Source organism: Serinicoccus sp. JS2-9 (assembly GCF_059025165.1).
In genome coordinates this window covers 2819113-2839099 of sequence record NZ_CM180091.1, presented here as the reverse complement: position 1 = coordinate 2839099, position 19987 = coordinate 2819113, and the positions used below count along the sequence as shown (strand labels likewise).

The 19987-nt window shown below is 70.1% G+C and carries 19 protein-coding genes, 2 tRNA genes and 1 pseudogene; 4 read left to right on the top strand and 18 right to left on the bottom strand.

The features are described from left to right. The first annotated feature begins 172 nt into the window (after positions 1–172). The 3 genes from dnaG (at position 173) to AC5PYY_RS13705 (ending at position 2855) form a co-directional block, all read left to right on the top strand. Positions 173–2128: a DNA primase gene (gene dnaG / locus AC5PYY_RS13715; protein ID WP_493897357.1), complete on the top strand. Its 1956-nt coding sequence runs from the start codon at positions 173–175 to the stop codon at positions 2126–2128. Between the two features lie 5 nt (positions 2129–2133). After that, positions 2134–2724 (top strand): hypothetical protein, encoded by a 591-nt coding sequence (locus AC5PYY_RS13710; RefSeq protein ID WP_493897356.1) that lies wholly within the window; start codon positions 2134–2136, stop codon positions 2722–2724. A 58-nt stretch (positions 2725–2782) separates the two neighbouring features. After that, positions 2783–2855, top strand: a tRNA-Asn gene (locus AC5PYY_RS13705). Positions 2856–3204: 349 nt separating this feature from the next. On the opposite strand, the gene AC5PYY_RS13700 is transcribed toward AC5PYY_RS13705, so the two are convergent. From AC5PYY_RS13700 to AC5PYY_RS13645, 12 genes and pseudogenes are all read right to left on the bottom strand, one after another. Beyond that, positions 3205–4278: an NAD(P)/FAD-dependent oxidoreductase gene (locus AC5PYY_RS13700; RefSeq protein WP_493897355.1), complete on the bottom strand. Its 1074-nt coding sequence runs from the start codon at positions 4276–4278 to the stop codon at positions 3205–3207. Between the two features lie 193 nt (positions 4279–4471). Then, a complete protein-coding gene (locus AC5PYY_RS13695) occupies positions 4472–4774 on the bottom strand; it encodes a putative quinol monooxygenase (protein ID WP_075818624.1) in 303 nt (100 codons plus the stop codon). After that, a complete protein-coding gene (locus tag AC5PYY_RS13690; protein WP_493897354.1) occupies positions 4771–5340 on the bottom strand; it encodes a type 1 glutamine amidotransferase domain-containing protein in 570 nt (189 codons plus the stop codon). Before AC5PYY_RS13690 ends, AC5PYY_RS13695 begins: the two co-directional genes overlap by 4 nt. Position 5341: 1 nt before the next feature. Continuing rightward, complete coding sequence (locus AC5PYY_RS13685; protein WP_493897353.1) at positions 5342–6835, bottom strand: IS110 family transposase; 1494 nt, start codon at positions 6833–6835, stop codon at positions 5342–5344. Positions 6836–7062: 227 nt separating this feature from the next. Then, a pseudogene (locus tag AC5PYY_RS13680) lies at positions 7063–7341 on the bottom strand (transposase); the annotation flags it as partial. 106 nt (positions 7342–7447) lie between these two features. Then, entirely contained in the window at positions 7448–8260 is an 813-nt protein-coding gene (locus AC5PYY_RS13675; protein WP_493897352.1) for an amino acid ABC transporter permease, read from the bottom strand. Between the two features lie 74 nt (positions 8261–8334). Continuing rightward, positions 8335–9015, bottom strand: coding sequence for an amino acid ABC transporter permease (locus AC5PYY_RS13670; RefSeq protein ID WP_493897351.1), 681 nt, complete (start codon positions 9013–9015; stop codon positions 8335–8337). 90 nt (positions 9016–9105) lie between these two features. Further along, complete coding sequence (locus tag AC5PYY_RS13665; RefSeq protein ID WP_493897350.1) at positions 9106–10011, bottom strand: glutamate ABC transporter substrate-binding protein; 906 nt, start codon at positions 10009–10011, stop codon at positions 9106–9108. 25 nt (positions 10012–10036) lie between these two features. Beyond that, positions 10037–10810: an amino acid ABC transporter ATP-binding protein gene (locus tag AC5PYY_RS13660; RefSeq protein ID WP_493897349.1), complete on the bottom strand. Its 774-nt coding sequence runs from the start codon at positions 10808–10810 to the stop codon at positions 10037–10039. 112 nt (positions 10811–10922) lie between these two features. After that, a tRNA-Ile gene (locus AC5PYY_RS13655) sits at positions 10923–10996 on the bottom strand. A gap of 71 nt (positions 10997–11067) precedes the next feature. Next, a complete protein-coding gene (locus tag AC5PYY_RS13650; protein ID WP_493897348.1) occupies positions 11068–11487 on the bottom strand; it encodes a CBS domain-containing protein in 420 nt (139 codons plus the stop codon). Positions 11488–11596: 109 nt separating this feature from the next. After that, positions 11597–12541 (bottom strand): C40 family peptidase, encoded by a 945-nt coding sequence (locus AC5PYY_RS13645; protein WP_493897347.1) that lies wholly within the window; start codon positions 12539–12541, stop codon positions 11597–11599. A gap of 357 nt (positions 12542–12898) precedes the next feature. Between AC5PYY_RS13645 and AC5PYY_RS13640 the strand changes: the two genes are divergently transcribed. Further along, positions 12899–13414 carry a DUF3145 domain-containing protein gene (locus tag AC5PYY_RS13640; RefSeq protein ID WP_493897346.1) on the top strand — a complete coding sequence of 172 codons (516 nt, stop codon included), beginning with the start codon at positions 12899–12901 and terminating at the stop codon, positions 13412–13414. Positions 13415–13506: 92 nt separating this feature from the next. Here the strand turns inward: AC5PYY_RS13640 and AC5PYY_RS13635 are convergent, their stop codons facing one another. From AC5PYY_RS13635 to AC5PYY_RS13610, 6 genes are all read right to left on the bottom strand, one after another. Then, a complete protein-coding gene (locus AC5PYY_RS13635) occupies positions 13507–14622 on the bottom strand; it encodes a glycosyltransferase (protein ID WP_493897345.1) in 1116 nt (371 codons plus the stop codon). A gap of 86 nt (positions 14623–14708) precedes the next feature. Next, positions 14709–15968 (bottom strand): beta-ketoacyl-ACP synthase II, encoded by a 1260-nt coding sequence (gene fabF, locus AC5PYY_RS13630; protein WP_493897344.1) that lies wholly within the window; start codon positions 15966–15968, stop codon positions 14709–14711. A 98-nt stretch (positions 15969–16066) separates the two neighbouring features. Further along, positions 16067–16315, bottom strand: coding sequence for an acyl carrier protein (locus AC5PYY_RS13625; protein ID WP_493897343.1), 249 nt, complete (start codon positions 16313–16315; stop codon positions 16067–16069). A gap of 97 nt (positions 16316–16412) precedes the next feature. Beyond that, positions 16413–17444 (bottom strand): beta-ketoacyl-ACP synthase III, encoded by a 1032-nt coding sequence (locus AC5PYY_RS13620; protein WP_493897342.1) that lies wholly within the window; start codon positions 17442–17444, stop codon positions 16413–16415. Between the two features lie 49 nt (positions 17445–17493). Next, entirely contained in the window at positions 17494–18435 is a 942-nt protein-coding gene (locus AC5PYY_RS13615) for an ACP S-malonyltransferase (protein ID WP_493897341.1), read from the bottom strand. 324 nt (positions 18436–18759) lie between these two features. Then, the gene (locus tag AC5PYY_RS13610; RefSeq protein ID WP_493897340.1) at positions 18760–19941 is read right to left on the bottom strand and encodes a PucR family transcriptional regulator; all 1182 of its coding nucleotides are present in this window, start codon (positions 19939–19941) and stop codon (positions 18760–18762) included. Positions 19942–19987: the final 46 nt, after the last annotated feature.

Here is a 19987-nt window from a genome sequence, read left to right as displayed (position 1 = left end):
AGACGTCTCCTCACGGAGGGTGATGGGTGGGGATTCCGGCCGGTGTGACAACTCATCGCGGCCGGAAGACATTCCACGATAGCGCCGTCCCGACGGGTTGTCCCCAGCTTTTCGGGGCGGGCCCCGTGGTCGGTCGGTGGCTCGACCTACACTCGGTCGCGAGGAGGTGTGCGTGGCCCGGATCAAGAACGAGGACGTCCAGGCGGTCAAGGAGCGTGCCTCCATCGAGGAGGTCGTGCGCGAGCACGTGACGCTGCGCAGCGCCGGCATGGGGGCGATGAAGGGGCTGTGCCCCTTCCACGACGAGAAGACGCCGTCGTTCACGCTGCGCACCGCGGTCGGCACCTACCACTGCTTCGGCTGCGGCGTCGGTGGCGACGTCATCGACTTCATCATGGAGATCGACCACCTCACCTTCTCCGAGGCGATCGAGCGGCTGGCCGACAAGCTCGGGATCACGCTGCGGTATGAGGAGTCGGGCCGAGGCGGACCCGGTGGCGGTCGGGACCAGGCGCCGGTCGGGCAGCGCACCCGCCTGATGGAGGCGCACCGGGTGGCCGAGGAGTTCTACCACGAGGCCCTGCTGAGCTCCGGGGAAGGACGGAAAGGGCGAGACTTCCTGCGCGACAAAGGATTCAACGGTGAGCACGCCGGGCAGTTCATGGTCGGGTACGCCCCGCGCGAGGGCACTTCGCTCGTCTCACACCTGCGGCTCAAGGGTTTCACCGAGGAGGAGCTGCTGCTCGGCGGGCTCGCCAACCGGCGCGGGCGCGGGCTCTCGGACCGCTTCCAGGGCAGGGTGGTCTGGCCGATCCGCGCGATCACCGGCGACACGGTCGGGTTCGGTGCGCGCCGCCTCTACGACGACGACTGGAGCCCGGCCAAATACCTCAACACCTCCGAGACACCGATCTACAAGAAGACCGGTGTGCTCTACGGGCTCGACCTGGCCAAGAAGGCCATCTCGACCGAGCGCACGGCGGTCGTGGTCGAGGGCTACACCGACGTCATGGCCGCGCACCTGTCCGGGGTGGGCACGGCGGTGGCGACCTGCGGCACGGCCTTCGGCACCGACCACATCTCGATCCTGCGCCGGATGCTGCGCGACGAGCCGGGGCGGGCGCCGGCCAGGGTGATCTTCACCTTCGACGGCGACGCGGCCGGGCAGAAGGCGGCGATGAAGGCCTTCGAGCAGGACCAGCGCTGGGCGGCGCAGTCCTACGTCGCCGTCGCGGCCGACGGCCAGGACCCCAACGACCTGTGGCTCACCACCAAGGACCTGGAGGGCGAGGAGCGGGGGAGGTCGGTCCGCGAGCTCGTCGAAGGCGCTCAGCCGCTCTTCGAGTTCGCCGTGCGCACCACTTTGGAGCCTTACGACCTCGGGGAGGCAGCGCAACGGGTCCAGGCCATGCGTGCCGTCGCCCCGATCCTCGCGGGGATCAAGGACGCGACGCTGCGGCCGGAGATCACGCGCGACGTCGCCGGGTGGATGGGGATCGACCCCACGTCGCTCACGGCCGAGGTGCACCAGGCGCAGACCCGAGCGGCCCAGCAGTCTCGGCGCGAGCCGGCCGCCACGCGTCGGGAGAGCGATGCGGAGGGGAGTGGCGGCATACCTGCGCAGCCGTCGTTGCCGCAACCGGACCTGCGCGACCCGGTCCAGGTGGCCGAGCGGCACCTCGTGCAGGTGGCGCTGCAATATCCCCTCGCGATCGTGCCCGAGGACATGGAGGAGCTCACGCCGGATGCGCTGCGCGCGGCGATGCACCGGGCGATCTGGCACGCGATGCGTGAAGCAGGTGGCATCGAGGGGGCCAACGGCCGCAGCGCCCGCGCGTGGGTGGAGGCCGTGCTGCGCCAGACGCCTCCGGCCGCGCACCCGCTGGTGCACGAGCTGGCCGTGGCGACGCTGCCGGATCGGCTCGATCCAGAGTCCGGTATGCCGCGCGAGGCCTTCGTCGACTCGCTCGTGCTGCGGGTGCGGCTGGCGGGCGTGGAGCAGCAGATCCAGCAGGAGGTCAGCGCCCTGTCCCGCGCCGAGCCTGGCTCGCCGGAGGAACGTGCGGTGGGCGAGCGGCTGACCGGCCTGCACCGCGACAAGGCCCGGTTGCGGGCCAGGATGGAGTGACCCCCGTGCCGACCCTGCCCTGGCGCCGCGACCGCGCCGCACTGCGGGAGCGCGCCGCGCGCGCGGTCCGCCCCGAGACCCCCGGGGCGAAGCTCCCGGCCGCGGCCCAGCCAGACCTGGCGCGCGGCGAGCAGGTGCTCGCGACCGCCCAGGAGGATGCCCACGGCCACTGGCTGGTGCTCACGACCTACCGACTGCTGGAGGTCACCGCCGAGGGTGACGTCGTGCTGGAGCGGCCGTGGCACGAGGTCGACACGGGGTCGTGGGACCCCGATCTCTGGGCCCTGGCCGTGCTCTTCGTCGACGGGCTGGGCGGCCGGCAGTGGGTGCTGCAGCGACGCACGGGTCACGGGATGGTGCCCGAGGTCTTTCGGGAGCGCACGTCGGCGACCGTCGTGCTCACCCGGGCGGTCGACCTGGGCCCGCGCCGGACCGCCCGCGTGACGATCCGCAAGGTGCTCCCGACGCGGGAGCTGGAGGAGCAGGTGCTCTACGGCCGCGGGTCGGGGGAGTCGGACGCCGAGCTGGCCGCCGGGGTGCGGGCCGCGCGGATGGACCTGCGCGACCAGGTGGGCCTTCCGCCGGCGCCGGAGTGACCCGGCGGGTGATTTCGGGGCAGCCGAGGCCTTTGCTAGAGTCTCTTTCGCTGCACTTTCCCCTGTAGCTCAATTGGCAGAGCAGCCGGCTGTTAACCGGCAGGTTACTGGTTCGAGTCCAGTCGGGGGAGCGCACCCACACCCCCTCTGACCTGGAAAATTGGGCCAGAGGGGGTACTTCGTGGGGGCTACGTGGGAGATGACAGCACCCTGTGAGACGACGAGGGCGGTCTTGTCGGGGCGCCGTTGCAGGCCGCCCTCATGTCCGCAGGCCTGCTGAGGCAAGCCGGCGAGCCCCTGGTTGTTGTGGGCGGCACCATGGCCTGGGGCGGCGACCTCGGCGCGTTCACGCCCGGACCGGCTAGTCGAGCGAGGGGAGGGCGCGGTCACTTGCCACGGCCACCACTTTCGCACCCCTACCAGTCGGAGCCTGCGAGCACGAAGGCCCTGCGACGCTGCGTCTCAGGGACCGGCAGCTCACTACTGCGGTTCCCCCAAGCGCGCTTCGGACTTGAGCTCGGCGGCGAGACCGCCGCCGGTCGCAGCCCGGGCGAGGGCGCGCCCTAGGGCTGGTGCCTGCTTGAACAGATTGTGACCGGCGACGAAGAAGATGCTGCCTGCCTCCCAGACGGCCACGCCGTCCTCACTCCACGGGAGGTCGGTCACCCAGCAGTGAACGAACTCACGCGGCTCCGGGTCGAGGCCGGGCAGTGCTCGCGCTACGTAGTCGTGCGCGCGTTGGTCCAATGACCGAAGGGCCGCCGGGTCGATGAACGTGCCGTCGTCGCGGACGCCGACGGTCTGGCTGAGTCCGACCGCATACCGGCTGTTGCCCGGCAGAGGGGTGGCGTAGACGCCGACCTCTCCGAACTCACCACTGCTGTCCTGCAGGCAGGCGACCTGCGCCGGCGGGGCGCTTCTCACGTCGAAGGTCAGCCGCACGTGTGCGGCAAGGCGGACCGGCAACGAGAGGCCGACGCTGCGCGCCAGGCGGGCGGTCTCACGTCCGGCACACACGACCACCTTCGAATGGATGGCAGAGTCGGTGACGCTGCGCACCTCAACCGTCCCATCGGCGCGGTGGTCGATCGAGATCACCTCACCGGTGACGACGGCATCCCCCAGCGCATCCGTGAGCGCCGTGATCGCGGCGCGCGTGCGGATCGCTCCACCTGCCTCGTCGAACATCGCCGGCCCGGAGTACCCCGCGAGCAGCGGCATCCGCTCCGCGAGCTCGTCCGCGTCAATCTCACGTGCCGCCACGCCGACCTTGTCGAGCACTCGCAGCCGTTCGAGCGCGCCGTCGCCGATCGCCACGACGCCGTCTGATGTGACCAGCTCGACGTCGAACCGTTCGGCCCACTCATCCCACACAGCACGGCTTTCGCGCGCGAAAGTGACAAGTCGCGGGTCGTCGTGGGCATGCCGGAAGATCCGCGACTCGCCTGCGGACTGACCCGTCCCGGGCAGACCAGCCTCGTACAACCGCACCGGCACGCCCTGCTCTCGCAGCGCGTACGCCGTCGACAGACCGACGATCCCGCCCCCGATCACTGCTACCTCGGGTGAATGCGTCGTGGCAACGCCGTCCTCAGTTCCTGTCATCGCGGTTCCTCGATCTGTTGGTGATGTGCTAGAGGGCGCAAGAGAAGGGGCCGCTGCCACGACGTCAGCGGGCTACTGTCAGCCCGAAGTCACCGCGTGCAGCGACCCCTCCTGTCTGGGGCAATACTCCCGGTCTGTGGTGTCAGGCGGGGAGTTTGGAGCCCAGTACGTCGAGCTTCTCGATCGTGGGTTCGGAGAACAACGTGCCGGTCTGCTCGCCGAGAGCTACCGCAACAGGACCGGACAGGTGAGCGTCACGCCCGGCGTCGTCGGGGAACACGTCGAAGATCCCGAACGAGGTCGGCCCGAGGCGGATCGCGAACCACGCGGTGGTCGCCTGCTCGTCCTCGACAAGCGCACGGCCGCTGTCAAGGAACTCCTTCACGTCGTCCTCCTTGCCAGGCAGCGCGTCGAACCTGACCAGCAGTCCCTTGGTCACACTCATGACTTCTCCTCTTCCTGTGTCGTGGTGCCCGCGAGTTGGGACACGAGCGCCGCGGAGAACGCCGGCAGGTCCTCCGGCGAGCGACTGGTGATGAGATTCTTGTCGACCACGACCTCCTGGTCGACGACGTCGGCGCCGGCGTTGCGCAGGTCCGTGCGGATACTCGGGTACGACGTCAGGGTGCGACCCGCGGCCACGCCGGCCTCGATCAACGTCCACGGCCCGTGACAGATCGCCGCCACCGGCTTGCCGCTCTCGACGAAGTCGCGGACGAAGGAAACGGCGCCCTCGTCGACCCGGAGCTGGTCGGGGTTCACCGTGCCGCCGGGAAGCAGCAGGGCGTCATAGTCGCCCACCGAGGCGTCGGCGACCAGCCCGTCGACGGTGAACGTGCCCGCTTCATCCAGGTCGTTCTTACGGGCCTTGATCTCGCCGTCGTGGATCGAGAGGACCTCGGTCTGAGCGCCCGCGCGGTCCAGTACTTCGCGGGGTTGCTCGAGCTCAACGCGTTCGACGCCGTCGGCGGCGAGGATCGCGACCCTCTTGCCCTGGAGTTCTGCTGCCATATCAGTTTGCCTTCTTTCCGTTTGACATGCCGGGCTTGATGACGCCCTTGGTCCAACCCTCGGACCTGGAGTCAAAATTCCTGTAGGCGTCGGCAGCCTGATCCAGCGAGATCTCGTGGGAGACGATCCAGGACGGCTTCGCCTTATCAGCCGCGATGAGGTCTCGCAGACGGCGGTTGTACCTCTTGACCGGGCACTGACCGTTGCCCATGGTCTGTCCCTTGAACCAGTGGGTGCCGAAGTCGATGGCCGCCTTGCCCTGCTTGGCCAATTCGCCCTTGGCCCCTGGGTCCTCGGGGACGAACACGCCGACGGTGCCGATCCCGCCGGTGAACCGGACCGAGTTGATGAGCATGTTCAAGGTGGCCGCCGGGTCTTCGTTGCCCTCAGGGTCGTGGGCCTGGTAGCCGACACACTCGCAGCCACGGTCGGCTCCGAGCCCCATGGTCTCGTCCAGCACAGCCTGCACGGGGTCGACCTTGGAGTCGTCGATGGCGATCGCTCCGATCTGCTCGGCCAGCGCGAGCCGGTCGGGGTGGCGATCGACCACCATCACCTTCGCGGCGCCCTTGATCGTCGCGGACAGGGCGGCCATCAGTCCCACGGGGCCGGCCCCGGCGATCACGACGCTGTCGCCCGGGATCACGCCGGCCATCTCGGTGGCGTGGTAGCCGGTGGGGAAGATGTCGGAGAGCATGACGTAGTCGTTCTCCTTGTCCTGCGCGTCTTCACCCAGACGCAGCGCGTTGTGGTCGCCGAAGGGCACCCGGAGCAGTTCTGCCTGCCCGCCGCCGTACGGGCCCATTTCGGCGAAGCCGTAGGCCGCACCGGCGGCCGACGGGTCAGGCTGGGTGGTCAGGCAGTAGTTCGTGAGCCCGCGCTCGCAGTTCTTGCAGAACCCGCACGAGATGTTGAAGGGCAGCACGACCCGGTCGCCCACCTTGACCTTCTCCACGCCCTGGGTTCCCAGGAACTTCTCGATGCGTTGCCGGGTGTTGGCCTGCCGCAGCGACCGGGTCGGGACCACCAGGTCGGGGTCGAGTTCGTGCAGGTGCCACCGCAGCTGGCAGCAGGCGCGGGTGCGCTGCATGACCAGGTCACGGCGGTGATCCGAGAGCAGCTTGACCTCCCGGGCCGGGCCGTCGAGTTCGGCGACCGGCAGGTCGGGATGACGCAGCGCCGCGAGAGCGACAGCCTCGGCGTCGATCGGGTCGGACTTGCCCGGGGTGCGGGCCCCGCGGCGGGCGCCGGCCATCAACCGGGTCGGCACCCGGACAACTCTCTGCCCGGCGCGCAGCAAGTCGCCCTCCAGCCGGCGGGTCAAGTGCCGACAGTCCTCCAGCGCGAAGATGACGTCTGCGAACTGTGCCGCCCAAGCCAGCAGCTGCAGGTGCCCGTCAGTGTTGGCGCGCAGGGTGCGCTCACCCAGGCGGCGGCCGACGTCGTCGACGGCGACGAGGGTGTGGGTGCGTTTGTGGGAGTCGGTGCCGATCATCACCATGGCGGTGGACCCCCTGGTCGATACTGGGATGGACGTCCTGGTCGCCGGGTGCGGCGGGCACGCCTCAATCCCCGGAGCAGGCTCCTATCAAGCCACGCCACGCCCGACGGCCAGGGCGTCCGGCCGGGCCGCACATCGGACGAGCAGCCAACAGCCGGAGCCGCAGCAACAAAAAAACGAGCGAACCCGACCGGACACCCTCAGCGTGACATTGACACGAAGAAACTAGTCGCTGCCTTCAGAATCGCGACGTCCTCACGCAGCCGCCGGTTCTCGGCCTTCAGCTTCTTGATCTCCGCCTGCTCCTCACTGGTGGCCCCGGCCCGGTCCCCGGCGTCGACCTCGGCCTGGGCGACCCACCGGCGCAGCGACTCCTTGCCCACGCCCTCTTGGCGGGCGACCGCAAGAACCGCCGCCGTCATCGTCGGATACTCCGCCCGGTGCTCCAACACCAGACGCACAGCCCGAGCCTTCAACTCGGGATCAATCATCTTCGGCATGTGCTCATCCTCCTGGACTCAAACAGGAGCGGCATCAAACCTGGGGCGCTTCACAGTGAGGAGAGGCTGCTGGCAGCGGGCTTGCGTGATACGCACCGTCCGTCGGTCACTGGATCGTGTCACTTGCGGCACGCTCCTCTGCCTGGTGCTCCTCCTCGGTTCGCTTCTCGGCCGGCTGGCCTCGCCGTTTGCGCCGTTGGCGACTTTCCAAGGCCTCGGCGACCTTGCTGATGCTGTAGTTGATGAGGATGAAGATCACTGCGGCGACCAGGTAGGCGGGCACGATGTTGCCGTCGGAGGAAGCCATCTGGCGAGTTCTCGTGAGGAGGTCGTAGTAGAGAATGATCGATCCGAGCGCGGTGTCCTTGACGATCACGACGAGCTGACTCACCAGCGAGGGCATCATCGCGGTGAGGGCCTGGGGGATGAGTATGGAGCGCCGCACTTGCACGGAGGACAGGCCGATTGACAGGCCTGCCTCCCGCTGCCCACTGGGCAACGACGCAACACCGTTGCGGATGACCTCGCACAGGACGCTCGCGTTGTAGAGCACGAGACCGGTGACCACGCCGATCAGGGGGTTCCACCGGACTGGCGACCAGTCCTGGTTGGAGAGCCAGAAGAAGGTGAAGATCATCATGATCAGCACTGGCACGGCGCGGAAGAACTCGACGAAGACCGCGGCAGCCCAGCGCACCACGGCGATGTCGGACATTCGGAGCATGGCGAGCCCCAGGGCGAGCGGGGACGCGATGACGATCGAGATGATCGCTGCCAGAAGCGTGCCGCCGATGCCCGGCAGGAGGTACGTCGTCCAGGTGCTGGCTTCGAAGAAGGGAGTCCACTTGTCGGCCTCCCACTGTCCCTTCTCGTCGAAACGACGCACCATCCAGAAGGCGATGGCACCGAAGGCGACCATGGTGACGGCAGCCAGGACACGGTGCCGGGCCCTGGCCCGGGGTCCGGGGATGTCGAAGAGAACCTGCTGCGCGCTCATCGCTTCACCGCCAGACGTGAGGCAAGCCAGGACGTGGCCAACCCGGTCGGAAGGGTGAGGATCACGAAGCCGATCGCGATGAGTAAGAAGTTGAGAAGCATGACGTCAGGTCTGAACTCGATCATGTTGCGCAGGGCGTAGGCCGCCTCGGCAACACCGATGGCCACTGCGACGGTGGTGTTCTTCGTGAGGGCGATGAGCGTGTTGCCCAACGGCGTGATCGCCCCGCGAAAGGCCTGGGGGAGGATAACGTGCCTGAGGCCCTGGGCGAAGGTCAATCCGATGGATCGTGATGCCTCGGCCTGGCCCACTGGGATCGTGTTGACCCCGCTGCGCAACGCCTCACAGACGAAGGCCGCGTGGTAGGCGGACAGCCCGATCACGGCCAGCCGGAAGTTGAGATCCACGATGAAGGTGTCCGAGTCGCGCGAGGCGGGCTCTATGCCGAGCTGTCCCCACAGGCCGAGGCTGCAGAAGACGATGATGAGGGTCAGGGGGGTGTTGCGGATGAGGGTGACATAGCTGCCGCCCAGCCACCGCATGAAACCGACCGGCGACAGGCGCATGATCGCGACGATCGTGCCTACGATCAAGGAGAAGAAGGCTGACCACAGGGTCAACTTGATGGTCATCCAGAACGCCGCGAGCACGTTGAACTGATCGATCAGCTCGAGCATCGCTCTCCTTCGGTCACGGGGGTGAGGTGCCCAGCAGCCACGGCGGCGCGCCCAAGGGGGCGCGCCGCCGCGCTCGGGTCAGTGATCGGCTCAGCCGCAGTGTCCGCCGATCTCCGGCGGGTTCAGGTCGGCGTTGGCGGTGTAGTCGGCAGCGCCCAGGTTGTCGGCGATGATCTGCTCCATGGTGCCGTCGTCCCACATGCCCTGCAGAATCTCGTTGATCTCCTCGCACTGGTCGGAGTCCTTGTTCAGTCCGACGCCGTAGAGCTCCTCGGAGAACGGGGCTCCCACGACCTTGAGCTGGCCGGCGTACTGCTCCTGGGCGGCATAGCCCGCCAGGATCGTGTCGTCGGTGGTGAGCGCGTCGATCGTGCCGTTCGCGAGCTGCTCAACGCACTCGGAGTAGGTGCCGTACTCCTGGAGCTGGACTCCCGGCACCTCCTCCTGGACGTTGGCGGCCGAGGTCGATCCGGTGACCGAGCACAGCAGTGCCCCGTCAAGATCGTCCAACCCGGCGATATCGGAGTCAGCCGCGACCAGGAGGTCCTGCCCGGCGACGAAATACGGTCCGGCGAACTGGACCTGCTCCTTGCGCTCGTCGGTGATCGAGTAGGTGGCGAAGATCATGTCGACCTGGTTGGTCGTGAGCAAGTTCTCCCGCTGCGGGGTCGGAGCCTCCTGGAAGGTGATGTCGTCCTCGCTCATGCCCATCGCCTCGGCCACGGCGATGGCGACGTCGACGTCCATACCGGAGTAGTCGCTGCCGTCCTGGAGGCCCAGGCCCGGCTGGTCGACCTTGATGCCGATGGTGAGCCCGTCCATGGACTCCTCGCCGCCCTCCGCGGCGCTCTCTTCGCTGCTGTCGTCACTCTCTTCGCTGCTCTCGCCGCCTCCGGCGTCGGTGTCGGTCTCTTCGCCGTCGTCGCTGCCGCAGGCGGCGAGGGTCAGCGCGGTGGCCGCCGCGAGCGCGGCGATCCTGAAGGTGGTGGAACGCATGTGGTTCTCCTCTAATCGGTGATTCTCAGTGAGTCAGGATCTTGCCGAGGAAGTCCTTGGCACGGTCGGACTGGGGGTTGGTGAAGAACTCCTCGGGGGTGTTCTCCTCGACGATCGCGCCGTCGGCCATGAAGACGACGCGGTCGGCGGCCTTGCGGGCGAAGCCCATCTCGTGGGTGACCACGATCATCGTCATGCCGCTCTTGGCGAGCTGGGTCATGACGTCGAGGACCTCGTTGATCATCTCCGGGTCCAGCGCCGAGGTCGGCTCGTCGAAGAGCATGACCGTCGGCTCCATCGCCAGCGAGCGGGCGATGGCGACGCGCTGCTGCTGGCCACCGGAGAGCTGGGCGGGATACTTCTCCGCCTGGTGGTCGACGCCGACCCGCTTGAGCAGCTCCATGGCCCGCGACTTGGCCTCGCTGCTCTTCTTCTTGCGGACCTTGATGGGGCCCATGGTGACGTTCTCGAGGATCGTCTTGTGGCTGAAGAGGTTGAAGCTCTGGAAGACCATGCCGACGTCGGCGCGCAGCTTGGCCAGCGCCTTGCCCTCGCTGGGCAGCTCGTCGTCGTGAATCGTGATCGTGCCCGACTCGTAGGACTCCAACCGGTTGATGGTCCGGCACAACGTCGACTTGCCCGAGCCGGAGGGCCCGATGACCACCACCACCTCGCCCTCGTGCACCGTGAGGTTGATGTCCTTGAGGACGTGCAGGTCGCCGAAGTGCTTGTTGACGTCCTTGAGCACGACGAGCGGTGCGCCCAGTCCGGCGCCGGGCTGCCCGGGGGTCTCGGTCATGTCGGGCACACTAGACGGCTCCGAGCCGATTGGTCATCCTCACGCGCGCGTTGTCACCGCATTGTGACCTTTGGTATGCCGTGTGCGGCGCCGTGACCTGCGGCGACATCGGTGGGCCAGGTGGGGCTTGAACCCACGACCGACGGATTATGAGTCCGCTGCTCTGACCGGCTGAGCTACTGGCCCGGACGGTCGAGTCTAAGGTGCCGTGACTGCTGACCCGACGCGGAGTCGCCCGCGGGCAGCGAGCGGCAGGCTCACTGCCGCAGGTAGGACTCCAGGTGGTCGCGCTCGGCCTCGAGCGCGTCCAGGCGTGCCTTGACGACGTCACCGATGGAGATGATGCCCTGCAGGCCGCCGTCCTGGACCACGGGCATGTGCCGGAAGCGCCCCTCGGTCATCGTCGTGGCCAGGTGGGTGAGGTCGTCGTCCATGGTGCAGGTGTGCACCGAGGTCGTCATCAGACCGGAGAGCTCGGCGGACTGGTCGCTTCCCCCGCGCAGGTGGTGGACGACGTCGCGCTCAGAGACGATCCCCACGACCTCCTCACCGTCCAGCACCACGACGGCACCGATCTTGTTGTCGTCGAGCGTCTCGAGCAACTGGGCCACCGTGGCGGTCACCGGTAGGGTCAGCACCGAGCCGCCCTTCTTCTTGATCAGGTCTGCCACGCGCATGTCGAGAAACTAGCACGCGGTATGACGTCACGTCAGGTGACGACACGAGCCCCCGTCCGTGACTGGGCGGGGGCTCGTGATGGTGGCGCGGGGGCGCCGTCGCTGGTGGTCAGCCGATGCGGCCGTACCAGATGTTGGAGGACAGGATCGGGCCGTAGCGCACCCCGGTGCTGGGGTTGAGGGCCTCGTAGGTCATCCCATTGCCGGCGTAGATGCCGACGTGGTGCCAGTCGTTGTAGAAGACCAGGTCGCCCGGCTGCGGATTGGACACCGGGGTCACGGCGCCCTTCTGGCCGTTGACGGTCCGCGGGATCGAGATGCCGGCCTGCTGGAAGACCCACCAGGTGTAGGCCGAGCAGTCGAAGGAGTTGGGGGGCGTGCCCATGAGGACGTACGGGTAGCCGACGTAGGAGGCGGCCACCCCGAGCACGCCGCCGCTGACCGGGGCGGGCTCGGCCGCGGGCTGCGCCTGCTGGGTCTGCTCGGGCTGCGCCTGCTGAGTCTGCTCGGGCTGCGCCTGCTGAGCCGCCTGCTCCTGCTGAGCGGGCTGAGCCTGCTCTTGCTGAGCCGGCTGCGACTGCTGGCTCTGCTGCGCCTGTGCGGGGTCGGCCTGGGCCGACTCCGACTGCTGCTCGGCGGCGGCGGTCTCCTCCGTCGCCGCGGGCTGCTCCTCGGCGACCGGCGCGGCCTGCTCGACCGTGCGGCCGGTGAAGCCGCTCTCGGCGAGGACGGTCTCCACGCCCGCGGCGTCCTCGGGCGCGGTGCGGGCCTCGGACCGGTCGGCGGCCCCCTGCTCGCGCAGCTCGTCCAGCGAGCTGCTCCGCATGCTGGCGAGGGCAGCCGCGGCGTCGGCCGGGTCGACCTGGGCGCTGTCGTCGAGCGCGCCGGCCAGGTCACCGGTCATGCCGTCGGCAGCCTGGCTTCCCTCTGGGGCGGTGAACGCGACGGCGCCGGCCGTGGCGACCGTGCCGGCCACGAGGCCGCCCACGACGAGGGCGGCGACACCCTGACGGTTGGCGGTGGGGGCCGCGTGGTGCTTGGCGGTGGACTTCATGCATACCTCCGGGGGCCGGGATCGGCCCACGTGTGTGAGCTGTCGTGCATGGCGCACCCAGGGCGGTCGCACCATGAAGGTCTGTGTCGGGCGCCACCTCTGCCGACGGGAGGCAGGGGACACGGTGAGCGCCTACATACGAAGGTAACGAAAAGATCACGGAATGACAAAGTCAGGGTCAAGCGCTCGGCGTGGCGCGGGACGAAAGTGACTGCTGAGTTCCAGTGATCGCGGTGTTGCACTTGCGCCCTGCGAGACGGGGGAGCACAATGTGAACGACAACAAGACGCGAGCAGTACGCCCCCTGTGGTCCGAGGTCGTTGGGGAAGACGTCCCTCACCACACAGGAGGCCACGGATGTCCGCTGTCATGCCCCGAGTCATGACTCGAGGGGTGGTGTTTATTCACTCCACCCCCATCGCTCTGTGCCCGCACATCGCCTGGGCACTCGAAGGTGTGCTCGACACCCGCGTCGCGCTGGACTGGATCAGCCAGTCCGCCGAGGCGGGCACCATGCGCACCGAGTTCGCCTGGACCGGCGAGGCCGGCACCGGCGCCACCATCGCCAGCGCCATGCGCGGCTGGGACGGCCTGCGCTACGAGGTCGTCGAGGAAGCCAGCCGCGGCAGCGACGGCGTGCGGTGGACGCACACGCCCAGCCTGGGACTGCATACCGCCCGCCTATCCGCCAACGGCGACGTCGTCGTCAACGAGGACCGGCTCCGGCACATCGTGGAGTCGGCCGCGGGCTCGGCGGCGACCATCGCCACCGAGGTGGACCGCGCCCTCGGCTCGGCCTGGGACGCCGAGCTCGAGACATATCGCTACGCCGGGGACGGCGCGCCGGTCACCTGGCTGCACAAGGTCGGCTGAGCGAGGACCCCCCGTCGCACCGTCGAGGTATGCCGCGCGCCCGCCTGTGAGGGCACGGCTTACCTCGCTCGTCGCTTCGCGCTCGAGGTGGGTCAGCCGCGCCGCTGCGGCGGAGCGACCCGGTGGTGCACCGCCAACATCCGATCGGCGGACACCGGCCAGCTGAAGCGCTCGGCGGCCTCCCGCGCGCGCTCGTGCGCCCGGGGCCGGCGGAGCAGCTCCTGGACCCCGTCGGCGAACGCGGCCGGGGTCGAGGGCCGCACAACGCCACCGTTGCCGACCACCTCGTGCAGCGCCCCCTCGACGCAGCAGACGACGGGGATGCCGCACGCGAGGATCTCCAGCGCTGCCAGCCCGAAGGTCTCCAGCGGGCCGGGGGAGATGGCGACGTCGGCCGTGCCCATCTCGGCCGCGAGCTCGCGGCGGTCGGTGATGTAGGAGTGGAAGACGACCGGGAGGTTCTGGGCGCGCTGCACCAGCTCGCCGAGCATCGGGCCGGCCCCGAAGACCGTGAGCTGGACGTCCACCCCGCGCCGCACGAGCTCGCGCACCGTCTCGATCGACAGGCTCGGGTTCTTCTCGGGGGAGAGGCGGCTGCAGTGGACCAGCCGCACGGGCTCGCCTGGCCCGGGCGGGCGGTAGGTCGCGAGGTCCCGCACGGGCCGGAAGACCTCCAGGTCGACGCCCAGCGGCACGACGTCGGCGTCCAGGCCGTTGCGGTGGAACTCCTCGGCGGCGAAGCGGCTGGGGCACACGAGGGCGTCGTAGTCGTGCGCGCTGAGCCGGTTGATGACGTCGGCGGCCCAGGTCGCCGGTCGGTCGGGCACGGGGGTGCGACGCACCATGATCCCCGTCATGTTCTCGTGGCTGATCATGACCGAGCCGATGTCGCGGCGGCGGGCCCACCGGCCCATCCACCGGGTCGTCGCCCGGTCGGACACCTCGATCCCGTCCGGAGCGATCGCGTCCATGAGGCGTGACATGCCGGCGCGGCCCCACATGAGGGAGTAGCCCTTGCCGGGGATCGGCGTCGCCGGCACCCGGTAGACCAGGCCCTGGGCCTCCTCGGTGATCTCCTGCCCCGGCCCGGGGATGATGAGCGAGGCGCGGTGGCCCGCCTCCTGGTAGAGCTCGCCCCAGTGCCGCAGCGCGGTCTTGATGCCGCCCGAGGTGGGGCTGACGAAGTTGGCGACGCGCAGGATGTGCATGACGCAGCGACCCTAGCCGCAGACCGAGGTATGCCGTGGCACCGGCGCGCGCAGCGGCATACCTCGCGGGGGTGCGGAGGCGGGCGTCAGGAGGTGGTGAGCGTCAGCGCGACGTTGACGCCACCGAAGCCGAAGGCGTTGTTGACCGCGGCGACGTCACCCTCGGGAAGGGCACGGGGCTCGCCGGTGACGACGTCGAGGTCGATCTCCGGGTCCTGGGCGTCGAGGTTGATGGTGCCCGGGACCTGCCGGTGGTGCAGGGACAGGGCCGTGAGGACGGCCTCGAGAGCGCCCGCAGCGCCGAGCAGGTGCCCGGTCATCGACTTGGTCGCGGTGACCGCGATGCTGCCCGTGTGGTCGCCGAAGGCTCGGTGGATCGCCTTGGTCTCGGCGACGTCGCCGACCGGCGTGGAGGTGGCGTGGGCGTTGATGTGCGCGATGTCGGTCATGGCGAGGCCCGCGTCGGCGACGGCCTCCTCCATGGCGCGAGCGGCGCCCGCGCCCTCGGGCTCACCGGCGGTGATGTGGTAGGCGTCCGAGGACATCCCGACGCCGGAGAGGTAGGCGTAGATGGTGGCGCCACGAGCCTTGGCGTGCTCCTCGGACTCCAGGACCATGACGGCGGCACCCTCACCCATGACGAACCCGTCGCGGTCGACGTCATAGGGGCGGGAGGCGCGGCCCGGGTCGTCGTTGCGGTCCGACAGGGCGGTCATCGCGGCGAAGGCGGCGACGGTGACGGGGTGGATGGCGGCCTCGGTCCCACCGGCGACCATGACGTCGGCGCGGCCGGTGCGGATCATGTTGAGCGCCAGGCCCATCCCCTCGGCGCCGGAGGCGCAGGCGCTCACGGGGCAGTGCGCGCCGGCGCGCGCGCTGAGGTCCAGGGAGACCGCGGCAGCCGGGCCGTTGGGCATGAGCATGGGGACGGTGAGCGGGAAGACCCGGCGCGGGCCCTTCTCCTTGAGCACGTCCCACTGGCTCAGCAGCGTGTGGACGCCGCCGATGCCGGAGCCGATCGCGACGCCGAGGCGCTCGGGCTCGACCTCGGGGGAGCCCGCGTCGGCCCAGGCCTCGCGCGCGGCGATGAGGGCATACTGCCCAGAGGGGTCGTTGCGGCGGACCTCGACCTTCTTGAGGATCTCGAGCGGGTCCGTGTGGATCTGGGCCGCGAAGGTGACGGGCAGCTCGTGCTCGGCGACCCAGTCCTGCTCCAGGGTCCGCACGCCGGAGCGCCCAGCGACGATCGCCTCCCAGGTGTCCGGGGCGGTCGCCCCGACGGGCGTGGTGGCACCGACGCCCGTCACGACGACGCGGCGCGGGGTCTGGGTGGTGCTGGCGGACATGCGGGGGCCTCCTGGGCGGGTGGTCGGTGAGCGGTATGCCGCGAGGCGCGGGACCGGGGCGGTGGCCCGGCGGGGGTGTGCCCGCCGGGCCGAGCGGGTCAGCCCTGGTTGCTCGCGATGTAGGACACCGCGTCCTTGACGTGGGTGAGGTTCTTGACCTCGTCGTCGGGGATGCGGACGCCGAACTTGTCTTCGGCGTTGACGACGATGGTCATCATCGACAGCGAGTCGATGTCGAGGTCCTCGGTGAAGGACTTGTCCATCTGGACCTCCTCGGCCTCCAGACCCGTCTCCTCGTTGACGATCTCGGCCAGACCCTCGAGGATCTCGTTCTCGCTCAGTGCCATGGTGCGTTTCTCCTTCGGGTTGCGGGCAACTGCTGACCCGGAATCTACTCGCCCGCCGGGCCACGGGAGCTGTGAGGTGGGGCGTGTCAGGCGATCGTCACGGCATGACGACGACCTGGGCGGCGTACACCAGCCCGGCGCCGAAGCCGATCTGCAGGGCCAGACCACCGCTCTTGACCTCGCCCTCGTCCAGCATCCGGCTCATCGCCAGCGGGATCGACGCGGCGGAGGTGTTGCCGGTCTCGGCGATGTCGCGAGCGACCGGCACGTGCGCGGGCAGCTCCAGCGCCTTGACCATGGCGTCGGTGATGCGCATGTTGGCCTGGTGGGGGACGAAGGCGTCGAGGTCTCCGGGGGTGATCCCGGCCGCCTCGACCGCCCTGCGGGCCACCGGCGCCATCGAGAAGACCGCCCAGCGGAAGACGGTCTGGCCCTGCATGACGAAGGCCGGCCAGGCGATGGCGTCCTCGCGACCGGAGGCCTCCATGGCCGGGCGCAGGTCGGTCCAGGACTCGCGCTGGGTGATGGCGTCGGCGCGCTCGCCGAGGCTGCCCCAGAGGGTCGGCCCGATGCCGGGAGTGTCGGAGACGCCGACCACGGCCGCACCGGCACCGTCGCCGAAGATGAAGGCCGAGCCGCGGTCGTGCTTGTCGGTGAAGTCGGAGAGCTTCTCGACGCCGACGACGAGCACGTGGTCGGCGGTGCCGGCCCGGACCATGTCGTTCGCGAGGCTGATGGCATAGCAGTAGCCCGCGCAGGCGGCAGAGATGTCGAGCGCCGCCGGGTCCTTGATGCCCATCCGCTCGGCGAGCGAGGGCGCCGCCGCCGGGGTCTGGTAGGGGTGGCTGACCGTGGCCATGATGATGGCGTCGACCTGGTCGCGTTCGATCCCGGCGCGCTCCAGCGCCTGCACCGAGGCGGCCTCCGCCATGTCGATGACGGTCTCGTCCTCCCGGGCCCAGCGGCGGGTCACGATGCCGGAGCGCTGCCGGATCCACTCGTCGCTCGAGTCGATCCAGGTGCAGACCTCCTCATTCGTGATGACCCGCTCGGGCCGGTAGCCACCCAGGCCGAGGATCCGGGCGTGGCGCAGCGTGGTCGGGGCCGCAAGGGTGGGGCGCGTGCTCACGGGCGGGTCCTCCTGGGGTCGGGTGGGTGGTGCGGGGTATGCCGTGTGGTCAGTGGTCGGACGGCGCGGCGCCGTGCTCGCGCACCATGCGCGTGGCGGCCTCGAGGTCGTCCGGGGTCTTGAGGGCGAGAGACTCGACGCCCCGCAGGCCACGCTTGGCGAGACCGACGAGGGTGCCGGCGGGGGAGAGCTCGATGAGGCCCGTGACGCCGAGGTCGGCCAGGGTCTCCATGGTGCGGTCCCACCGGACCGGCCCCGCGACCTGCGCGACGAGGCGACGCAGCACCTCCTGCCCGTCGGCGACGGCCGCGCCGTCGGCGTTCGAGAGGAGCGGCATACCCGGATCGGAGGGGGTGAGCCCCTCGGCGTGGCGCTGCAGGCGCTCGACGGCAGGCTGCATGTGGTGGGTGTGGAAGGCGCCGGCGACCTTGAGGGGGATGACCCGGGTGCGGGTCGGCGGCTCGGCGACGAGGGCGTCGATCTGCTCCAGGGTGCCCGCGGCGACGACCTGGCCGCCGCCGTTCATGTTGGCCGCGGTGAGCCCGGTCCGCTCCAGGGCCGCCTCGACCTCGGCGGGATCGCCGCCCATGACGGCGGCCATGCCGGTCGGGGTGACGGCGGACGCCTGCGCCATACCCTGGCCGCGCTCGCGGACGAAGGCGACCGCCTCGGTGGGCGTGAGGACCCCGGCGATCGCCGCCGCCGTGATCTCGCCGACGGAGTGGCCCGCGGTGGCTCCCACGACCTGCGGCAGCTCGGCCAGCGGCAGCAGGGCCGGCAGGACGGCCAGGCCCGCGCCGACGATGAGCGGCTGAGCGATCGCGGTGTCCTTGATGGTGTCGGCGTCCGAGGTGGTGCCGTGCGCGACGAGGTCGGTCTCGGCGGCCTCGGAGAGCTCCTCCAGGCGGCTGCGCACGGCGGCGTCCTCGAGCCAGGGGGAGAGGAAGCCGGGGGTCTGGGAGCCCTGTCCGGGCGCGACAATCACGAGCACCCCTCCACTCTGCCGGTGAGACCCCACATCTGACGTCAGCGTTGTCCACGACATCTGCCCCTTATCTTTGGAGGATTCCCACAAACCGGCCCACCTCCCCCAGACCCAGCCCACCCCCCACCCCCCACCCCCCGCACCGAGCGCGCGTTCGTCCCGCACCGAGCGCGCGTTCGTCACGACCGACACCTCGTGGTGACCACCGTGCGTCTGGTGCGGAATGGGGTTGGGGGCGGGCCGTGACGAACGTGCGTCGGGTGCGGAATGGGGTTGGGGGCGGGCCGTGACGAACGTGCGTCCGGTGCGGAATGGGGTTGGGCGTGGGGATCAGCGGGGGGCGGAGCGGTGCCAGGGGCGGGGGGCGGTGCCGATGCGGCCTAGGGCGAGGGCCACCTGCAGCACCCAGGCGTCCCGCGCGTCGTGCGGGTCGAGCCCCACGACGTCACCGACCCGGCGCAGCCGGTAGCGGACCGTGTTGGGGTGCAGGAAGAGCAGCCGTGCGGTCGCCTCGAGCACCATGCCGTGATCGAGGTAGGTCTGGACCGTCTCCAGCAGGCTCGACGGGTGGTCGCGCAGCGGGGCGAAGACCCGGTCCACCAGCATCCGCCGTGCCGGAGCCTCACCCAGCAGCGCCCGCTCTGGCAGCAGGTCGTCGGCCCACACCGGGCGCGGGGCGTGGCCCCACCCGGCCGCCGCGTCCACGCCGGACAGCGCCGCCCGCGCGCTCCGCCCCGCCGCGAACAGGTGCGGCACGCGCGGCCCCACGACCACCGGCCCGGCCCCGAAGGCCGGCACCAGGTGCGCCGCGTCCTCCAGCGGCTCGACCGTGCCTCCGAGCACGCACACCAGCCGCGGGCCCTGCGCCGCAGTGAGCGCCCGCCGACCCTGCCGTTGAGCGGCCTCCCGCAGAGCGGCCAGCGCGGGCGCCGACTCACCCTCCGGCAGCGTCCCGGCGACGACCGCGACGTCGCTCACGTCTTCCCACCCGAGCTCTGCGGCGCGGGAGGCCATCACGTCGTTCGCCTCGCCCCGCACCACGGCGTGCACGACCAACGACTCCAGCCGCGCGTCCCAGCCACCTCGGTGCTCGGCCGCCCGCGCGTAGACGTCCGCCGCCGCGAAGGCCAGGTCGCGCGAGTAGCGCAGCACCGCCTCCCGCAGCTCCGGCGCCTCCTCCTCGGGCACCAGCTCGGGCACCGCCTCCTCCACGGTCGCGATCGCGGTGCGGGTCAGGTCCAGCGTCTGCCGCAGCGTGATCGTGGCGGCCAGGCTGGGGGGTGCGGCGGCGAAGATCTGACCCGGCGGCGGACCGGGGCGTGCGCCGTCGGCATACCAGGTCAGCAGCGCGTTGATCCCGGCCTGCGCCACCAGCGACACCCACGACCGGTCTGCGGCGGACAGCTCGCGGAACCACGCGTGCTCGGTCTCCATCCGCTGCGTCGCGACGGTCGCCAGCCCGCCGGCGCGCCGCGTCAGGCGCTCGCGCGGGGTGGACTCGGTCGGTGACATCCCCGCGAGCCTACTGCCGCAGCGAGGCGTCGACCGCGACGATCGA